Source organism: Pseudomonas sp. H3_D04, from assembly GCF_054669175.1.
In genome coordinates this window covers 4,305,820-4,322,327 of record NZ_CP162801.1, presented here as the reverse complement: position 1 = coordinate 4,322,327, position 16,508 = coordinate 4,305,820, and the positions used below count along the sequence as shown (strand labels likewise).

At 60.8% G+C, this 16,508-nt stretch carries 17 protein-coding genes; 10 read left to right on the top strand and 7 right to left on the bottom strand.

Annotated elements, in window-relative coordinates; genetic code table 11:
* Positions 1-2: 2 nt before the first annotated feature.
* Entirely contained in the window at positions 3-1,160 is a 1,158-nt protein-coding gene (locus tag AB4N91_RS19965; protein WP_010462517.1) for an efflux RND transporter periplasmic adaptor subunit, read from the bottom strand.
* Positions 1,161-1,425: 265 nt separating this feature from the next.
* Here AB4N91_RS19965 and emhR point away from each other — a divergent pair, with 265 nt between their 5' ends.
* The gene (emhR, locus tag AB4N91_RS19960; RefSeq protein WP_083374862.1) at positions 1,426-2,058 is read left to right on the top strand and encodes an efflux system transcriptional repressor EmhR; all 633 of its coding nucleotides are present in this window, start codon (positions 1,426-1,428) and stop codon (positions 2,056-2,058) included.
* Positions 2,059-2,307: 249 nt separating this feature from the next.
* On the opposite strand, the gene AB4N91_RS19955 is transcribed toward emhR, so the two are convergent.
* The 3 genes from AB4N91_RS19955 to AB4N91_RS19945 are packed head-to-tail and all read right to left on the bottom strand — an operon-like array spanning position 2,308 to position 4,871.
* Complete coding sequence (locus AB4N91_RS19955) at positions 2,308-3,357, bottom strand: alkene reductase (protein WP_010462513.1); 1,050 nt, start codon at positions 3,355-3,357, stop codon at positions 2,308-2,310.
* Between the two features lie 23 nt (positions 3,358-3,380).
* Positions 3,381-4,547 (bottom strand): MFS transporter, encoded by a 1,167-nt coding sequence (locus AB4N91_RS19950; RefSeq protein ID WP_077749549.1) that lies wholly within the window; start codon positions 4,545-4,547, stop codon positions 3,381-3,383.
* 3 nt (positions 4,548-4,550) lie between these two features.
* Positions 4,551-4,871, bottom strand: a complete 321-nt coding sequence (locus tag AB4N91_RS19945) for an ArsR/SmtB family transcription factor (RefSeq protein WP_460111695.1) — start codon at positions 4,869-4,871, stop codon at positions 4,551-4,553.
* A 171-nt stretch (positions 4,872-5,042) separates the two neighbouring features.
* Here AB4N91_RS19945 and AB4N91_RS19940 point away from each other — a divergent pair, with 171 nt between their 5' ends.
* Positions 5,043-5,621 (top strand): acyl carrier protein phosphodiesterase, encoded by a 579-nt coding sequence (locus AB4N91_RS19940; RefSeq protein ID WP_010462507.1) that lies wholly within the window; start codon positions 5,043-5,045, stop codon positions 5,619-5,621.
* A gap of 127 nt (positions 5,622-5,748) precedes the next feature.
* Here the strand turns inward: AB4N91_RS19940 and AB4N91_RS19935 are convergent, their stop codons facing one another.
* Positions 5,749-6,540, bottom strand: a complete 792-nt coding sequence (locus tag AB4N91_RS19935) for a lysophospholipid acyltransferase family protein (RefSeq protein ID WP_077749548.1) — start codon at positions 6,538-6,540, stop codon at positions 5,749-5,751.
* A complete protein-coding gene (gene olsB / locus AB4N91_RS19930; RefSeq protein WP_010462503.1) occupies positions 6,540-7,295 on the bottom strand; it encodes an L-ornithine N(alpha)-acyltransferase in 756 nt (251 codons plus the stop codon). The genes AB4N91_RS19935 and olsB overlap by 1 nt, the downstream gene beginning before the upstream one ends.
* A 154-nt stretch (positions 7,296-7,449) precedes the next feature.
* On the opposite strand from olsB, the gene AB4N91_RS19925 reads away from it, so the two are divergent.
* The 5 genes from AB4N91_RS19925 to AB4N91_RS19905 all read left to right on the top strand — a co-directional run bounded on the left by AB4N91_RS19925 (position 7,450) and on the right by AB4N91_RS19905 (position 11,776).
* A complete protein-coding gene (locus AB4N91_RS19925; RefSeq protein ID WP_083374860.1) occupies positions 7,450-8,328 on the top strand; it encodes an acyl-CoA dehydrogenase middle domain-containing protein in 879 nt (292 codons plus the stop codon).
* Positions 8,329-8,500: 172 nt separating this feature from the next.
* Positions 8,501-9,595: a serine hydrolase domain-containing protein gene (locus AB4N91_RS19920; protein WP_154913771.1), complete on the top strand. Its 1,095-nt coding sequence runs from the start codon at positions 8,501-8,503 to the stop codon at positions 9,593-9,595.
* Entirely contained in the window at positions 9,592-9,921 is a 330-nt protein-coding gene (locus tag AB4N91_RS19915) for an amidase (RefSeq protein WP_458369291.1), read from the top strand. Before AB4N91_RS19920 ends, AB4N91_RS19915 begins: the two co-directional genes overlap by 4 nt.
* 105 nt (positions 9,922-10,026) lie before the next feature.
* Entirely contained in the window at positions 10,027-10,617 is a 591-nt protein-coding gene (locus AB4N91_RS19910) for a YceI family protein (protein ID WP_458725612.1), read from the top strand.
* Position 10,618: 1 nt separating this feature from the next.
* Positions 10,619-11,776 (top strand): phospholipase D-like domain-containing protein, encoded by a 1,158-nt coding sequence (locus tag AB4N91_RS19905; protein ID WP_010462495.1) that lies wholly within the window; start codon positions 10,619-10,621, stop codon positions 11,774-11,776.
* Positions 11,777-11,908: 132 nt separating this feature from the next.
* On the opposite strand, the gene bglX is transcribed toward AB4N91_RS19905, so the two are convergent.
* A complete protein-coding gene (gene bglX / locus AB4N91_RS19900; protein ID WP_077749543.1) occupies positions 11,909-14,200 on the bottom strand; it encodes a beta-glucosidase BglX in 2,292 nt (763 codons plus the stop codon).
* Between the two features lie 236 nt (positions 14,201-14,436).
* Here bglX and AB4N91_RS19895 point away from each other — a divergent pair, with 236 nt between their 5' ends.
* From AB4N91_RS19895 to AB4N91_RS19885, 3 genes are read left to right on the top strand one after another with little or no spacing between them, the layout of a single operon-like run.
* The gene (locus AB4N91_RS19895) at positions 14,437-15,045 is read left to right on the top strand and encodes a LemA family protein (RefSeq protein WP_010462493.1); all 609 of its coding nucleotides are present in this window, start codon (positions 14,437-14,439) and stop codon (positions 15,043-15,045) included.
* 34 nt (positions 15,046-15,079) lie between these two features.
* Positions 15,080-15,829, top strand: coding sequence for a TPM domain-containing protein (locus AB4N91_RS19890; protein ID WP_424480745.1), 750 nt, complete (start codon positions 15,080-15,082; stop codon positions 15,827-15,829).
* Between the two features lie 28 nt (positions 15,830-15,857).
* A complete protein-coding gene (locus AB4N91_RS19885; RefSeq protein ID WP_010462489.1) occupies positions 15,858-16,475 on the top strand; it encodes a TPM domain-containing protein in 618 nt (205 codons plus the stop codon).
* Positions 16,476-16,508: the final 33 nt, after the last annotated feature.

Sequence of the window (16,508 nt, the reverse complement as noted above, 5' to 3'; positions counted from 1 at the left end):
GTTTACTCCCCTTTGCCGCTGGAAGCCTTGTCAGCTGCCTGTGCGGGGGCCGGGTTCTTTGCGCCAACGTTAGTCGCTTCACTGGCTTTGACTTCGACGCCAGGTTTGACGAATTGCAGTCCTTCGGTGATCAGACGATCGCCGGCCTTCAGGCCGTCTTCGATCAGCCATTGGTTGCCGACGGTGCGGCTGGCCTTGAGCTGACGCAGTTCGACCTTGTTGTCCGCACCGACGACCAGTGCGGTCGGCGAGCCTTTGAGGTCGCGGGTTACGCCTTGTTGCGGCGCCAGAATGGCAGCGGCGTTCACACCGGATTTGAGCTGAGCGTGTACGAACATGCCCGGAAGCAGCGTGTGATCCGGGTTCGGGAACACTGCACGCAAGGTCACGGAGCCGGTGGTCTGGTCAACCGAAACTTCGGAGAATTCGAGCTTGCCTTCCTGTTTGTACTGGCTGCCGTCTTCGAGCGTCAGCTTGACCGCCGCTGCCGTGTCGCCAGCCTTTTGCAGGCGACCGCTTTCCAGTTCGCGACGCAGCTCAAGCAGCTCGACCGAAGACTGGGTGACGTCGACGTAAATCGGATCGAGTTGCTGGATCACCGCCATGGCATCGACCTGGCCGTTGCTGACCAGCGCACCCTCGGTCACGTTCGAGCGGCCGATGCGGCCGGAAATCGGCGCGTAGACCTTGGTGTACCGCACATTGATCTGAGCGGTTTGCAGCGCGGCTTCCGATTGCATGCGGTTGGCCACCGCCGTGTCGTATTCCTGACGGCTGACGGCCTGTTCGTTGACCAACTGCTTGTAGCGATCCGAGATCGACTTCGTCTGTTGCAGGTTGGCTTGGGCGCTTTTCAGCGTAGCGTCATAGACCGACGGATCGATCTGATACAGCTGCTGGCCGGCCTTGACGTCACCGCCTTCCTTGAACAGACGTTTGAGAATGATGCCATTGACCTGTGGGCGAACTTCGGCGATGCGGAACGCACTGGTGCGCCCCGGCAGTTCGGATGTCAGGGTAAAGGCTTGAGGTTGCAGGGTGACCACGCCGACCTGAGGAGGCGGTGCGGCGGGTGCCGCTTCTTCCTTTTTGCATCCGCTGAGCAGTGATGCCAGGGCGACGGCGGCGACCAGAGCGGTAACAGCTGGCTTGAATTGCATGAAAATCCTCGGGTCAGGCGCGCAAGAAACGCACTAGAAATGTGAAAGGGTAAAAAATGAGTGCTGAGTGGATAAGTAGCTTGCTAAGGAATATACTTACGTTCATGGTTGTTTGTAAACACCTTGACTGCGTATCCACCCCGTTACCAACGCCCGTCAAAGGTTCGAATTGTAAGCCGGGGACGAGTCCCAAGAGCGCTCGCCCCACTTTTGTTCAGCGGCTGTTCAGACATCGCTGAAGCATCCCGATTGAGGTTTTACTGCCATGGTCCGTCGTACCAAAGAGGAAGCTCAAGAAACCCGCAGCCAGATACTGGAAGCGGCAGAGAAAGCCTTTTATGAAAGAGGCGTGGCGCGCACTACGCTGGCGGACATCGCGACTCTGGCCGGCGTGACTCGCGGCGCCATCTACTGGCATTTCAGCAACAAGGCGGATCTGGTGCAGGCCATGCTCGATAGCTTGAAAGAGCCGCTGGATGAAATGGCCAGGGCCAGTGAAAGCGAAGATGAGCTCGATCCGCTGGGCTGCATGCGCAAACTGCTGATTCATTTGTTTCATCAAGTTGCCCTGGATCCGAAGACCCGACGCATCAATGAGATTTTGTTTCATAAGTGCGAATTCACCGATGAAATGTGCGATCTGCGTCAGCAGCGTCGTGAAGTCAGCCTCGACTGCAATGTGCGAATCGCCCTGGCCCTGAGTAATGCGGTGAATCGGGGGCAAATGCCCGAGGACCTCGACACGGCCCGCGCGGCCATCAGCCTGCACGCCTACATCGATGGCATGCTGTACCAGTGGCTATTGGCCCCGGACAGTTTTCAACTGCACACCGAAGCCGAGCGATGGGTCAATACAGGATTGGACATGCTGCGCCTGAGCCCCAGCCTGCGCAAATAAAACAAAATGCGTAATTGGATCCGTTTATGTCAACCATTAAGGCGAGCGTTGATCCCTTCAATGTTCGCCTTAATGCACCGGGATGCTTTTATATACGCACGCTCGTCAGGTTGAAAGGTAGCGAGCTACGTATTTTGTAGTGATTTTGTGTCGTGCGTGTGAATCGGTGTGAAGCCCTGTGAATAAACATGGCGCAACAAAAAGCCCCGGCTCTTTCGAGTCGGGGCTTTTGCATTTCAAGGGAGATGCTTACATCACGGGATAGTCGATGTAACCCACGGGCCCCTTGGCGTAGAACAGCTCGGGACGCGCTTCGTTAAGCGGCGCATCCGCCTTCAAGCGTGCCGGCAGGTCCGGGTTGGCAATGAACGGAACGCCGAAGGCGACTGCATCTGCCTTGCCGCTGGCCAGCCAAGCGTTGGCGCTGTCCTTGGTGAAGCGTTCGTTGACGATGTACGGGCCGCCGAACGCTTCTTTCAATTGTGGACCCAGGCTGTCGCCGGCTTCTTTCTCGCGGGAGCAAATGAACGCGATGCCACGCTTGCCCAGTTCGCGAGCGACGTAGGTGAACGTCTCGGCCAGGTTGTCATCGCCCATGTCGTGGGAATCGGCACGCGGAGACAAGTGCACGCCGACGCGGCCAGCGCCCCAGACTTCGATTGCGGCGTCGGTTACTTCCAGCAACAGGCGCGCACGGTTTTCCAGGGAACCACCGTAGTTATCGGTGCGCTGGTTGGTGCTGCTTTGCAGGAACTGATCGAGCAGGTAACCATTGGCACCGTGGATTTCCACACCGTCAAAACCGGCAGCCTTGGCGTTCTCGGCACCGGTGCGGTAGGCGTCGACGATGTCGGCGATTTCGGCGGTTTCCAGTGCGCGCGGGGTTGGGTAGTCGGACAATGGGCGAACCAGGCTGACGTGACCCTTCGGCTGGATGGCGCTCGGTGCGACTGGCGCTTCACCGTTCAGGTACGACTCGTGGGAAACCCGGCCGACGTGCCACAGTTGCAGGAAAATCTTGCCGCCCGCACCGTGGATCGCTTTGGTCACGTTCGCCCAGCCACGCACCTGATCGTTGGACCAGATACCCGGAGTGTCCGGGTAGCCGACGCCCATCGGCGTGACCGACGTGGCTTCGCTGAGGATCAGGCCGGCCGAGGCGCGTTGTACGTAGTATTCGGCCATCAGGGCGTTTGGCACCCGGCCTTCGTCGGCGCGGCAGCGGGTCAGCGGCGCCATGATGATGCGGTTGGCCAGCTCGATGTCGCCCAGTTTGATCGGATCGAAAATAGTCGTCATTTAAGTACAACCCTCGTGAAGTATCAGTTGATAGCAGGGGCCAGTTCGGGATTACCGCGCTGACGGAAAGTAATCAGGGTTACCAGCAGGGCGAGTACCGCCAGTGCTGCTGCCGCGAGTGGCACGCTGGTCAGGCCGAAACCGTGGGCGATGACGCTGCCGCCGACCCAGGCGCCCAAGGCGTTGCCGATGTTGAAAGCGCCGATGTTCAGGGTCGACACCAGGTTCGGCGCGGCCTTGCCGTAGGTCACCACGTTCACTTGCAGGGCGGGGACGGCGGCGAAGCACGCGGTGGCCCAGAGGAACAGGGTGATTTCGGCCGGGATCAGCGCGACGCTGGTCCAGGTCAGTACGGTCGAGATCACGGCCATCGAGATGAAGACGCCGATCAGCGTTGCGGCCAGGCCTTTGTCAGCCAGCTTGCCGCCGATGATGTTGCCGACCGTCAGGCCCAGACCGATGAGCATCAGGGTCCAGGTCACGCCTTTGGGCGAGACGCCGGTGACATCACCGAGCAGCGGGGCGACATAAGTGAACAGGGTGAATACCGACGCCGCGAACAGCGCCGTCATGCTCAGCGACAGCCAGATCCCGGCGCCTTTGAGGGCGCGCAGTTCGGCGCGCATGTCGAGTTTCTCTTCATCGCGCTTGGCCGGCAGGAAGCGGATCAGGCCAATCAACGCGATCACACCAATCACGGTCACTGCCCAGAAGGTCGAGCGCCAGCCGGCTTCCTGACCGAGCGCGGTGCCCAACGGAACGCCGAGCACGTTGGCCAGGGTCAGGCCGGTGAACATCAAGGCCACGGCGGAGGCGCGTTTGTTCGCCGGAACCAGACCTGCCGCCACCACCGAACCGATACCGAAGAACGCACCGTGGCAGAGGGCCGTGACCACACGGGCAAACATCAGCACGTTGTAATCGGTCGCCATGGCACAGAGCAGGTTGCCGATGATGAAAATGCCCATCAACGCTACCAGTGCAGCCTTGCGCGGTAATCGGGAGGTGGCCAGTGCCATGAACGGCGCACCGATGGCCACGCCCAGGGCGTAACCGGTCACCAGCCAGCCAGCGCCCGGGATCGACACGCCGAGGTCAGCCGCCACATCGGGCAACAAGCCCATGATGACGAACTCGGTGGTGCCGATGGCGAAGGCGCTCAAGGCCAGAATGAGAAGCGAGAGGGGCATTGGTTAATTCCTTGTCGGAGCGCTGAGCTCCTTGACGATGGCCGCGAGGAACGCCTGGATCACGTCCTCGTTGCGCTTGAAGAAGTGCCATTGACCGGCTTTCTGACTGCTGATCAGTCGCGCACGTTGCAAGGTCGCCAAATGGGCGGACACGGTCGACTGCGACAGGCCGCAGCGTTGATCGATCTGTCCGGCGCAAATGCCGTACTCGTGGTTGTGGATCTGTTCCGGGAACTGGGTCTTGGGGTCTTTCAGCCAGATGAGGATGTCTCGGCGGACTGGGTGTGCCAGGGCTTTTATTATTTCGTCGAGGTCGATGGTCATGGGTTTGGGCTCGTGATGAGTAAAACGCTATATCGCGATGTGGCGAACTTTAAATCGGTAGATCGCGATATACAAATATGATTTTGGTCTGATGAGCGCATAAATCGCTATATCGGGTTATAACGATACGGTGAGTGTCAACATTCGAAGGCGCAATGCTAAGCTGCGCCCATGAACTATCTCGCCCATCTTCACCTCGGTGGCCAGCGCCCCGGTCAATTGCTCGGCAGTCTGTATGGCGATTTCGTCAAGGGACGGCTGCAAGGGCAGTTCAACCCGGAGATTGAAGCGGCCATCCAGCTACATCGCAGCATCGACGTCTTCACCGACCGCCATCCGTTGGTGGATGCCTCGCTGTCGCGATTTTCCACCACACGCCGGCGTTACGCCGGGATCGTGCTCGACGTGTTTTTCGACCACTGCCTGGCGCGGGACTGGACCCTCTACTCGGACCAGCCGCTGGAGCGGTTCACCTCGGATGTGTATCGGGTGCTGTCGACTGAGCCTCAATTGCCGGAGCGGTTGGCGAGGATCGCGCCGCACATGGTGGCGAATGACTGGTTGGGGTCTTATCAGGAGTTTGATGTGCTGGACCAAGTGCTGCGGGGGATTTCGCGGCGGTTGACCCGGCCTGAGGAATTGGCGGGGGCGATGCAGGAATTGCGTCGGCTGTACGAACCGCTCAGTGAGGATTTCCGGTTGTTCTATCCGCAGCTTCAGGATTTCGCCCAAAACTACCCAGCACCCTAAACCCCTTGTAGGAGTGAGCCTGCTCGCGATAGCGGTGTGTCATTCAGCATCATTGTTGAATGTAAAACCGCTATCGCGAGCAGGCTCGCTCCCACAAGGTTTTTGGTGTTTCTTCAGGGAATTTGTTTCACGCCGCGATCGCGGGGCGCAGCGGTTCCGATTGCGCCTGAGGGATGGCCCCAAACAACGATTTCTGCACCGCCTGCTGTGCCTCGAACGCCAGCGCCGCACGCTCCCGGCCTTCGCAAGCGATCGGCTTGAGCACTTTGATTTCCACTTCCCCGCGATCATTGGCGAACAACCGCATCAAGTGCGACAGCAAATCATCATCGCCAATGAACGGCGCCAGTGAGTCGAGTTCACCGTCACGTAGATAACGAATCGCCACCGGCTGCAGCTTCACTTCAGAATCAATCGCTGCTGACAACAAGCGACCATGAAAGGTACGCAACGAACGTCCATTGGTGGTGGTGCCTTCAGGGAACATCAGCAGTGGGTGTGCCTGCGCCAGGTGGCGCGTCATCTGTTTGCGAATCAGCTGGCTGTCACCCGAGCCGCGACGGATAAACAGGCTGCCGGCCTTGGCCGCCAACCAACCGGCCACCGGCCAGGTGCGCACTTCGGCCTTGGACAGAAACGACATTGGCGTGAGCATGCCCAGCAACGGAATGTCGGTCCACGACACGTGATTGCTGACCCAAAGCATCGGCTCCTTCGGCAGTTCACCGTGAACTGTCACGCGAAAGGGCAGGGCGTTGCTCAACCGCGCCATGAAAAACCGCGACCAGCGTTGGCGGCGGACCATCGAATGGGCAATGCCCAGCCGCTCGAAAAGCCCGAACACGCTGGCCATGCTCAACCCCAGCGCGACCACCACCAGCACTCGCGCAATCCGCGCGTACACCCGCAACCGGCTCATCAGACTGCCGCCTTGAAGTGCTTGGCATAACGTGGGCAGAGTTCGTCGCGCTTGAGCAGGATGAACACGTCGGCGACCTGGAAGTCTTCGTCCCAGCACGGCTCACCGCAGATCTTCGCGCCCAGACGCATGTAGGCCTTGAGCAGCGGCGGCATTTCGGCAATCACGTTGGACGGGAGGTCCAGGACCGGCAGCGGTTTTTTCGGCTCGGCCCGCAGGTGTTCGGTGCACAGATAACGTTCCCGCAGACGCTGCATGATCGCGTGGGCCTGAATCCCGCCGTCTTGCATCGGAATGCTCGCGCAACCCATCAAATAGCTGTAGCCGCCCTGATTCAGCACTTCGGCCAGTTCGCCCCAGAGCACCGCGATGGTGCCGCCGTTGCGATAAGCCGGGTCGACGCAGGTGCGGCCGATTTCCAGGATCGGGCCTTTCAAGTGGACCAGACCATGGAGGCTGAACTCTTCTTCGCTGTAGAACTTGCCCAGGCTGCTCGCGGCCGTGTGATCGAGCAAACGGGTGGTCGCCACCAGGCGCCCGGTGTTCAAGTCACGCACGCCAATGTGGGCGCAGTGAACATCATAGTCGTCCATGTCCAGACCCAACTCCGCGCCTTTGAGCTTGGCGTTGAACTCGCCGCTGAAGACGTTGAAGCGCAAAGCCTGGGCTTCCTGCAAGGCCTCGGCGCCCACCAGGCGTTCGGCTTGCAGGCGGCGTTCATTGCCGGTGTCGCTGATGCGGGCGATCTGAGTCATGGGAATCTCCGTGCGGGCTGGTCAACCCGTCTTGGGTTAAAGCCGATCGACTTTCTTTATGCAGCCGTGTTGTGCAAAGTCAGGCTATGTAGCCCCGGTGTCATCGCCATGAAGCTTTGGTGATGCTTACATGACAGCCCACAAGGAGCCTCTTATGCCCTGGCAAAACCTGTTGAATCGCCGCGATCGCCTGCCCGTCAACCCGGACCTGGCGGAGGGGTTCGCGACCTTGTTGCACGCGTTGGGCACGGTCACGCCATTGGAACTGGCGGTGGTCGGCGGGCGTTTGATGTCGACGCCGGGGCTGGCGTTTCTGGTGGGCTATCAGGCGGCGCTGCGCATGCTCTGGCCGAGCGCGCCGCTGAGCCTCGGCGCGTTGTGTGCCACCGAACAGCGCAGTCTGCGGGTGGCAGACATGCAGACGCGTCTGAGCGATTTACGCGTGAGTGGGCGCAAGGATTTCGTCACCGCTGGCGATGCGGCCGACTGGCTGCTGGTTGCCGCGCGCAGTGAAGCGTCCGGCGAAACGCCGCGCTTGAGTCTGGCGGTGGTCTATCCCGATGAACCGGGCGTGCGCCTGGAAAAACTCCCGGCCATCGCGCTGATGCCGGACATCAGCCACGGTCGGTTGTTTCTGGACAACGCCCAGTGCGAACTACTCGCGGGGGATGGCTGGGATGCCTACGTCAAACCGTTCCGCACGCTGGAAGACATCTATGTATTGAGCGCGATGACCGCGTGGCTGTATGGGGTGGGGCAGGACAGTGACTGGCCGCAGGCCCTGCAATTGCGGTTGCTGGCGCTGCTGGCCGGGTGCGCGGAAGTCAGCCGGCAGGCGCCGAACAATCTGGCCGGGCATGTGCTGCTGGGGGGATTGTTTGCGCAATTCGAGGGGCTCAAGGCTGAGCTGAACGAGGCTCTGGCTGATGGCCCGCAGCACTGGGCGGCGATGTGGCAGCGTGATCAGAGTGTGATGGATCTGGCGGCGGGGGCCAGAGGCAAGCGATTGGCCAAGGCGTTGGCGGCGATCTGACAGGCCTCTTCGCGGGCAAGTCGGATCGCCGCACCGCTCGCTCCTATATTGGATCGCGAACTCCTGCAGGAGCGAGGCTTGCCAGCGAAGGCGGCCGCATAGGCGACACACATTCCAAAACTGTCATCAACCTCGACTAGGCTCAGCAAGCCCACCCCGCCGAGCCCCCGCCATGTTCAAAGGCTTGCCCCTGATTTTCACGCTGCTGCTCTGCCTCACGGCCCACGCCGAAACCTGGCCCGCCGAGCAATGGTCGACCGGCCCGAACGTCTCCGGCCCCGCACTTCAAGCCCTGGAGACTTACGCCTTTGCGCCTCGCGATGACACCACTCGAAAAGGCATCCGCACCGATGCCTTGCTGGTAATCCGCGACGGCCAACTGATCTACGAACGCTACGCCGGCCCGACCACGGCCGACACCGCGCACCTGACCTGGTCCATCAGCAAAAGCCTGATGGCCACGGTCCTGGGTGTGGCCTATGGCGAGGGCCTTTTCAAACTTGAGGACCCTGCGGTGCGGTTTTACCCGCCGTTGGCGAAACACCCGGCAATGACCCTGGCCGACCTGTTGCACTGGGCTTCAGGCCTGGACTGGCAGGAAGACTACGAATACGCGCCGTTGAAGTCCTCGGTGGTCGCCATGCTCTACACCCTGGGTCATCACGACATGGCGGCGTTCACCGCTGATCACGCTGAGTACGCCAAACCAGGCCAGGCCTTTCGGTACTCCAGTGGCGACAGCAATCTGCTGGCCGCCGCGCTGAAAACCATCGTCGGCCCGGCCCGTTACCCAGACTATCCGTGGACAGCATTGTTCGAGCCGCTTGGAATTCGCCATGCCGTCTGGGAAACCGATGCCACGGGCACTTTCGTCGCGTCCTCTTATGCCTACCTCACCGCCCGGGACCTGGCGCGCGTCGGCCTGCTGATGGCGCGTGACGGTCGTTGGGGTGATCGACAGCTGCTGCCCAAAGACTGGGTCGCCTTCAACCGCGAACCCTTCGCCCGCTATCAAGCCAATCAGGATGATGCGGTCCCGGGCGGCCATTGGTGGCTCAATCGAGCGGTGGAGGGCGCTGCCCGACCCTGGCCGGATGCTCCGGCCGACACCTTCGCCGCTTTGGGCCATTGGGGGCAGGCGATGTACGTGATTCCCGGCGAACAGCTGGTGATCGTGCGCTATGGCGATGACCGCGACGAGATCTACCAGCACAACGAATTGCTCAAGCTCGCGCTCAAGGCCTTTGCCGGGAAGGTGCAGCCATGAACCGCCATTGTTTTGTTCGTCGCCGACCGTTTAGCGCGCTGATGTTAGTAGCGCTGATAGCCTTGCTCGGCTGGATCTGGCAGGAACGAGTGGCGTTGTGGGCGTTCCCCGACATCATCAGTGGCTACACCGCCAAGGAATATTGCTCGTGCCGGTACGTGATGAATAACGACGCCGAGTATTGCCACCGCTACGTGAAGCAGTGGTTGCCCACCAGCGGTTTCACCGATGACCCCGCCAGCCAGCGCGTGACCGTCAGCGGCATGGGCCGCAGCAACAGCGCGCAATGGATCGGCGAACACCAAGGCTGCCGCCTGCAACCCTGAACACGCTGGAATTACTTGTGGTGCAGGGCTGTTGTGGCATTAGAGTTTGCAACCTGCCTCAGGGCGGTTAAGGTTCGCTCAGGTTTATTTGCCCCATGAGTCCCTATGTTCAAGCGGTCCCTTTCCAAAACCCTCGCCTTCCTGCTTCTGGCCGGCGCTTCGTTGTCGGCCGAGGCCAATTGGTATCTCGATGGCGAGTCCTCTCGGCTGTCCTTCATCAGCACCAAAAACGCCAACATTTCCGAAGTGCAGCGCTTCCTGGTGTTGCACGGCAAAGTCAGCCCCAAGGGCCTGGCCGAGGTGGAAGTCGAGATGGAGTCGGTGAACAGCGGCATCCCGCTGCGCGACGAACGCATGCGCAAGGAACTGTTTGAGATCCAGACCTTCCCCGAAGCGCTGATCACCGCGCAGATCGATCTGCGCCCGATCAGCGATCTCGCGCCCGGTGCCCAACTGGAGTTGCGCTTGCCGCTGACCGTCAACCTTCACGGTAAAACCCACGAATACAGCGCCGAACTGCTGGCGACCCGTCTCGATGACCGGCGCTTCCAGGTGGTGACCCTTGAGCCGATTATCATCAATGCCGAAGACTTCGATCTGGCACCGGGCCTGGAAAGTTTGCGCAAGGTCGCTGGATTGTCGGCCATCAGCCTGTCGGTGCCGGTGGGTGCGGTACTGATTTTCACGGCGCGCTGACATGGCCGGTGCAATCTTTCCCTGGCGGGCAGGCAACCACTTTGAACTGCTGATCGACGGCCCGGAGTTTTTCCCGCGCATGTTGGTCGCGATTGCCCGCGCCGAAGAACAGGTCGAGCTGGAGTTGTATCTGGTGGAAGCGGGCGCCTGTGCCGAGGCCATGGTGCAGGCGTTGGTGCAGGCCGCCGAGCGCGGCGTGCGTGTGCGCTGTCTGTTCGATGACTACGGCAGCCTCGCATTCACCCTGACCTTGCGTCAGCGCCTGATGGCGGCGGGTGTGGAACTGCGTTTCTACAATCGCCTGAGCTGGCGACGCTGGGTCGGCAACTTTTACCGCGATCACCGAAAGCTGTTGCTGGTCGATCAGAGTCTGGCGGTGGTCGGCGGCACGGGCGTCACTGACGAGTTCTGGACGCCGGGCGAAGACACCAGCGAATGGCATGAAGTGATGGTGGAAATCACCGGCCCCTTGGTCATCGACTGGCAGCTGCTGTTCGACCGGCAATGGATCGCCAACCGCCATCGCCGCGCCTGGAGACCTGCGGCGCACTTCGGCCTGCCGCGTCTGCCACGGGTGCCGTCCATGGGCGAAGGGATGGGGCGGGTGGCCTATGCCGACGCCCGCCAGCACCGCGACATCCTGCAATCGCTGATTCGAGCGCTGAACAGCGGTCAGCGGCGGGTCTGGCTGGCCACGCCGTACTTTCTGCCGACCTGGAAAGTCCGCCGTTCATTGCGCAGGGCTGCCGGCCGAGGCGTCGATGTGCGTCTGCTGCTGACCGGGCCACGCACCGATCACCCATCGGTGCGCTACGCCGGGCATCGTTATTACCCGCGATTGCTCAAGTCCGGGGTGAAGATCTTCGAATACCAGCCGTGTTTCCTGCACCTGAAAATGGTCTTGATTGATGACTGGGTGAGCATCGGCTCATGCAATTTCGATCACTGGAATCTGCGCTTCAATCTGGAAGCCAACCTTGAAGCGTTGGACCCAGGGTTGACGCGTGCGGTAGTGGCGAGTTTCGAGAAGGACTTTGCGCAGAGCCAGGAAGTGAGCCTGGAGGCATGGCAACGCCGGCCACTGTGGCGGCGGGTCAAGCAAAGGGTTTGGGGATGGGTGGATCGGCTGGTGGTGAATCTGCTGGATCGACGCGGATAGTCGTCACACCCAAAATCACTGTGGGAGCGAGCCTGCTCGCGATGGCGGTGTAACAGCCAACAAAGATGTTGAATGTTATGCCCTCATCGCGAGCAGGCTCGCTCCCACAGGTTTATTGCGGTGTGTCAGGGGTTACAGCAATTCAAAGCTCTGCTGCGTCACGTCCTGGGAATCCAGGCCGATCTGCACGTTGAACTTGCCTGGCTCCGCTGCGTATTTGAGCTGGGCATTGAAGAACTTCAGGTCGTCTTCGGTGATGGTGAAGTGCACGACTTTCTGTTCGCCGGCCTTCAGCGTGATTTTCTGGAAGTTCTTCAGTTCCTTGACGGGGCGGATCATCGAGCCGGTCACGTCCTGGATGTACAGCTGCACCACGGTTTCGCCGTCGCGCTTGCCGGTGTTTTTCACCATGACGCTGGCGTCGAGCTTGCCGGTCTTGTTCAGCGTGGTCGACGACAAGGCCATGTCGCTCAGGCTGAAATCGGTGTAGCTCAGGCCGAAACCGAACGGAAACAGCGGGCCGGTGGTGTCATCGAAATACTGCGAGGTGTAGTTGCCCGGTTTGCCCGGCGTGAACGGCCGGCCAATGCTCAGGTGGTTGTAGTAGGTCGGAATCTGGCCCACCGAACGCGGGAAGGTGATCGGCAGTTTGCCCGATGGGTTGTAGTCGCCGAACAGCACGTCCGCGATGGCGTTGCCGCCTTCGGTGCCGCTGAACCAGGTTTCCAGAATCGCGTCAGCCTGTTCCTTCTCTTCGAGAATCGACAGCGGGCGGCCGTTCATCAACACCAGCACCAGCGGTTTGCCGGTGGCTTTCAGCGCCTTGATCAGGTCGCGCTGGTTGGCCGGGATGTTCAGGTCGGTGCGGCTCGACGATTCGTGGGACATGCCACGGGACTCGCCGACAGCGGCAACCACGACATCAGCGTCTTTGGCGGCCTTCACCGCTTCGTCGATCAGCACTTGGGCGGAGCGCGGATCATCCACCACTTCCGGGGCATCGAAGTTGAGGAAGTTCAGGTAATCCAGCACTTTCTTGTCGCTGGTGATATTGGCGCCACGGGCGTAGATCAGCTTCGATTTGTCTGAAACAGCGGCGTTCATGCCGTCGAACAAGGTGACCGATTGAGCCGGACGGCCAGCGGCGGCCCAGCTGCCCATCATGTCGATTGGCGCCTTGGCCAGCGGACCGACCAGCACGATCTTCGCGGTTTTCTTCAGCGGCAGGGTCTCGCCCTGGTTCTTCAGCAACACCAGGCTGCGGCGCGCGACGTCACGGGCCTCGGCGCGGTGCAGACGGCTTTCGGCGTAGGTGTCGGCCGGATCGTCTTCAGCCTTGCCGATGCGCAGGTACGGGTCCTTGAACAGGCCCATGTCGTACTTGGCGGCGAGCACTTCTCGGACAGCGTTATCGATGTCTTTCTGTTCGATCTCGCCGGCCTTCAACAGCCCCGGCAGCTCTTTGCCGTACAGGGTGTCGTTCATGCTCATGTCGATGCCGGCCTTGATCGCCAGCTTCGCGGCTTCGCGACCGTCACGAGCGACGCCATGCTTGATCAGCTCGAAAATCGCCCCGTGGTCACTGACCGCCAGGCCCTTGAAGCCCCAATCCTTGCGCAGCAGGTCGTTCATCAGCCAGGTGTTGGCGGTGGCCGGCACGCCGTTGATCGAGTTCAGCGCAACCATCACGCCACCCGCGCCCGCATCGATGGCGGCGCGGTACGGTGGCAGGTAGTCCTGGTACATTTTGACCGGGCTCATGTCGACGACGTTGTAGTCGCGACCGCCCTCGACCGCACCGTACAAGGCAAAGTGCTTGACGCTGGCCATGATGCTATCGGCCGCGTTCGCGCCGGTGCCCTGGAATGCCCGGACCATGACGCCGGCAATGCGCGACACCAGGTACGTGTCTTCGCCGAAGCCTTCGGACGTGCGGCCCCAACGCGGGTCGCGGGAAATGTCGACCATCGGCGCGAACGTGATGTCGAGGCTGTCTGCCGCGGCTTCCTTGGCGGCGATGCGCCCGGACAGACCGATGGCGTCCATGTCCCAGCTCGAGGCCAGGGCAATCGGGATCGGGAAAATCGTGCGGTGACCGTGGATCACGTCATAGGCGAAGAACATCGGGATCTTCAACCGGCTGCGCATGGCCGCGTCCTGCATCGGACGGTTTTCCGCGCGCGTGATCGAATTGAAGGTGCCGCCGATGTTGCCGGCGGCGATTTCCTTGCGGATCATCTCCCGAGGCATCTCAGGGCCGATGCTGATCAGGCGCAACTGGCCGATCTTTTCATCGAGGGTCATTTGTTTCATCAGGTCAGTGATGAAAGCGTCCTTGTTCTCCAAAGGTGCGGGCGTCGTGGCGGCCAATACGGTATGACTGGCCAGGCTGACGAACAGGCCCAGCAAACACAGCTTCTTCATGAATAGTTTTCTCAAAGGCCTAAACGGCAGTGAATACGCGCCGATCAGCCAAAATTTAGGGAGCGACTATTGTTGTTCAGGTAAATGCAGCACACTTCTGCAGCGTTTGGCGCTGGGGCATCTTTTAGCCCATTGGCTCGATGCAATCCAGTGGCGGGGGCAGATTATGCCCCAAGAGACCGCTCAGAAGGTCGCTGGTTGTTTTTCAACGGAAGGTGCAAGGGAGCGTCAACCAGATGAATGTACGACACCACACTCGGTCGAGCCTGCAGGTTGCAGCCTTGATGTTGCTCACCACGCTGCTGGCGGGCTGCGGCATCAACAACATTCCTACCCTCGACGAACAGGCCAAGGCTGCCTGGGGCCAGGTGCAGAACCAGTACCAGCGCCGCGCCGACCTGATCCCCAACCTGGTGGAAACCGTCAAGGGCTACGCCAAACATGAGGAAGAAACCCTGACCGCGGTGATCGAAGCCCGAGCCAAGGCGACCTCGATCCAGGTGGATGCCAGCACCCTGGACAACCCGGAAAAACTCAAGCAGTTCCAGCAGGCGCAGGATCAGCTGACCGGCGCCTTGAGCCGTTTGATGGTGGTGTCCGAACGTTACCCGGACCTCAAGGCCAACCAGAATTTCCTTGCGTTGCAATCGCAGCTCGAGGGCACCGAGAATCGCATCGCCGTGGCGCGTCGCGACTTTATCCTCGCGGTGCAGAAGTACAACACCGAAATCCGCACCTTCCCGGGTCGCCTGTGGCACACGGTGATGTACAGCGATTTGCCGATCCGCGAAACCTTCGAGGCCACCAGCCCCGATGCCGAAAAAGCGCCAGAAGTGAAGTTCTGATCGGCTTGACGCATCACCACGGATGAGGTTGCCAATGCGCGTGTTGAAAGTGGGCCTGGTGCTGGTGCTGTGGGTGTTTGCCCTGACAGCCCAGGCCGAGTTGAAGTTTCCGCAGCTGACCGGACGGGTGGTGGATAACGCCCAGATGATCGAGCCGTCGGTTCGTGAGCAACTGACGCAGCAGCTCCAGGCCCATGAAAAAGCCACGGGCGAGCAGTTGGTCGTGGTGACGTTGCCGGACTTGCAGGGCACCGACATTGCCGATTTCGGCTATCAGCTGGGGCGCTACTGGGGCATCGGCCAGAAGGATAAAAACACCGGCGCGTTGCTGATCGTTGCGCGCGATGATCGTAAATTGCGCATCGAAGTCGGTTACGGCCTGGAAGATCGCCTGACCGATGCGCAGAGTTCGGTGATCATCAACCAGGTGATCACGCCAGCGTTCAAGACCGGCAACTTCAGCAAGGGCATCAGCGACGGCGTCGCCGCGATGCTGGTGGTGCTGGGCGGCAATCCGCTGGATGAACCGTCGACGGTCTATGAGCCGAGAGGGGATGAGGGCGACGATTTCGTATCCCGCCATCCGGGCGTGTTCGTGTTCCTGGTGTTGCTGTTCATCCTGACGATTTTCGTCTGCCAGATGCTCGGTATCCTGCCCAGCGGTGGCGGTGGTCGAGGCAGTTCAGGGGGCGGTTTCGGCGGTGGAGGTTTCGGCGGCGGTGGCGGGGGCTTCAGCGGGGGTGGCGGCAGTTTCGGGGGCGGCGGTTCGTCGGGCGGCTGGTGAGCATAATAATGAATGGGCACTTTTAGACATGGCATTACTGACTGAACACGAACAACGCAAAGTCGCCGAGGCGATTGCCCGGGTCGAGCGCGACACCGACGCCGAACTGGTGACGGTGCTCGCGGCCCGCGCCGACGACTACGCGTACATCCCGCTGCTCTGGGCCAGCCTGCTGGCGCTGGTGGTGCCGGGTATCGTGCATTACCTGACAGGCTGGCTGACCCTGCACAGTTTGCTGCTGGTGCAATGGATCACGTTCATCGTGCTGTGCCTGGTGTTCCGGATTCCGAAAGTCACCACCCACCTGATCCCGCGCTCGGTGCGGCATTGGCGAGCGTCAAATCTGGCGCGCCGGCAGTTTCTGGAGCAGAACCTGCACCACACGGTGGGTAGCACCGGGATGCTGATTTTTGTCTGCGAGGCTGAGCGGTACGTGGAAATTCTGGTGGATGAAGGGATTTCCAAGCGGCTGGACAACAAGAACTGGGACGCGATCGTTGCGGCGTTTACTCAACAGGTGAAGCAGGGCCAGACGTTGCAGGGGTTTGTGACGTGCGTCGAGGCGTGCGGCGAGCTGCTCAAGGTGCATGTGCCGGTGACGCACGTGCGCAATGAGTTGCCGAATCGGTTGGTGGTGTTGGGCTGATTTCACTTCTGGAATTGATACACCTTCTGTGGG

Coding starts and splice junctions, on each gene's coding strand:
- AB4N91_RS19965 (WP_010462517.1), bottom strand. CDS start 1,160: ATGCAATTCAAGCCAGCTGTTACCGCTCTGGTCGCCGCCGTCGCCCTG.
- emhR (WP_083374862.1), top strand. CDS start 1,426: ATGGTCCGTCGTACCAAAGAGGAAGCTCAAGAAACCCGCAGCCAGATA.
- AB4N91_RS19955 (WP_010462513.1), bottom strand. CDS start 3,357: ATGACGACTATTTTCGATCCGATCAAACTGGGCGACATCGAGCTGGCC.
- AB4N91_RS19950 (WP_077749549.1), bottom strand. CDS start 4,547: ATGCCCCTCTCGCTTCTCATTCTGGCCTTGAGCGCCTTCGCCATCGGC.
- AB4N91_RS19945 (WP_460111695.1), bottom strand. CDS start 4,871: ATGACCATCGACCTCGACGAAATAATAAAAGCCCTGGCACACCCAGTC.
- AB4N91_RS19940 (WP_010462507.1), top strand. CDS start 5,043: ATGAACTATCTCGCCCATCTTCACCTCGGTGGCCAGCGCCCCGGTCAA.
- AB4N91_RS19935 (WP_077749548.1), bottom strand. CDS start 6,540: ATGAGCCGGTTGCGGGTGTACGCGCGGATTGCGCGAGTGCTGGTGGTG.
- olsB (WP_010462503.1), bottom strand. CDS start 7,295: ATGACTCAGATCGCCCGCATCAGCGACACCGGCAATGAACGCCGCCTG.
- AB4N91_RS19925 (WP_083374860.1), top strand. CDS start 7,450: ATGCCCTGGCAAAACCTGTTGAATCGCCGCGATCGCCTGCCCGTCAAC.
- AB4N91_RS19920 (WP_154913771.1), top strand. CDS start 8,501: ATGTTCAAAGGCTTGCCCCTGATTTTCACGCTGCTGCTCTGCCTCACG.
- AB4N91_RS19915 (WP_458369291.1), top strand. CDS start 9,592: ATGAACCGCCATTGTTTTGTTCGTCGCCGACCGTTTAGCGCGCTGATG.
- AB4N91_RS19910 (WP_458725612.1), top strand. CDS start 10,027: ATGTTCAAGCGGTCCCTTTCCAAAACCCTCGCCTTCCTGCTTCTGGCC.
- AB4N91_RS19905 (WP_010462495.1), top strand. CDS start 10,619: ATGGCCGGTGCAATCTTTCCCTGGCGGGCAGGCAACCACTTTGAACTG.
- bglX (WP_077749543.1), bottom strand. CDS start 14,200: ATGAAGAAGCTGTGTTTGCTGGGCCTGTTCGTCAGCCTGGCCAGTCAT.
- AB4N91_RS19895 (WP_010462493.1), top strand. CDS start 14,437: ATGAATGTACGACACCACACTCGGTCGAGCCTGCAGGTTGCAGCCTTG.
- AB4N91_RS19890 (WP_424480745.1), top strand. CDS start 15,080: ATGCGCGTGTTGAAAGTGGGCCTGGTGCTGGTGCTGTGGGTGTTTGCC.
- AB4N91_RS19885 (WP_010462489.1), top strand. CDS start 15,858: ATGGCATTACTGACTGAACACGAACAACGCAAAGTCGCCGAGGCGATT.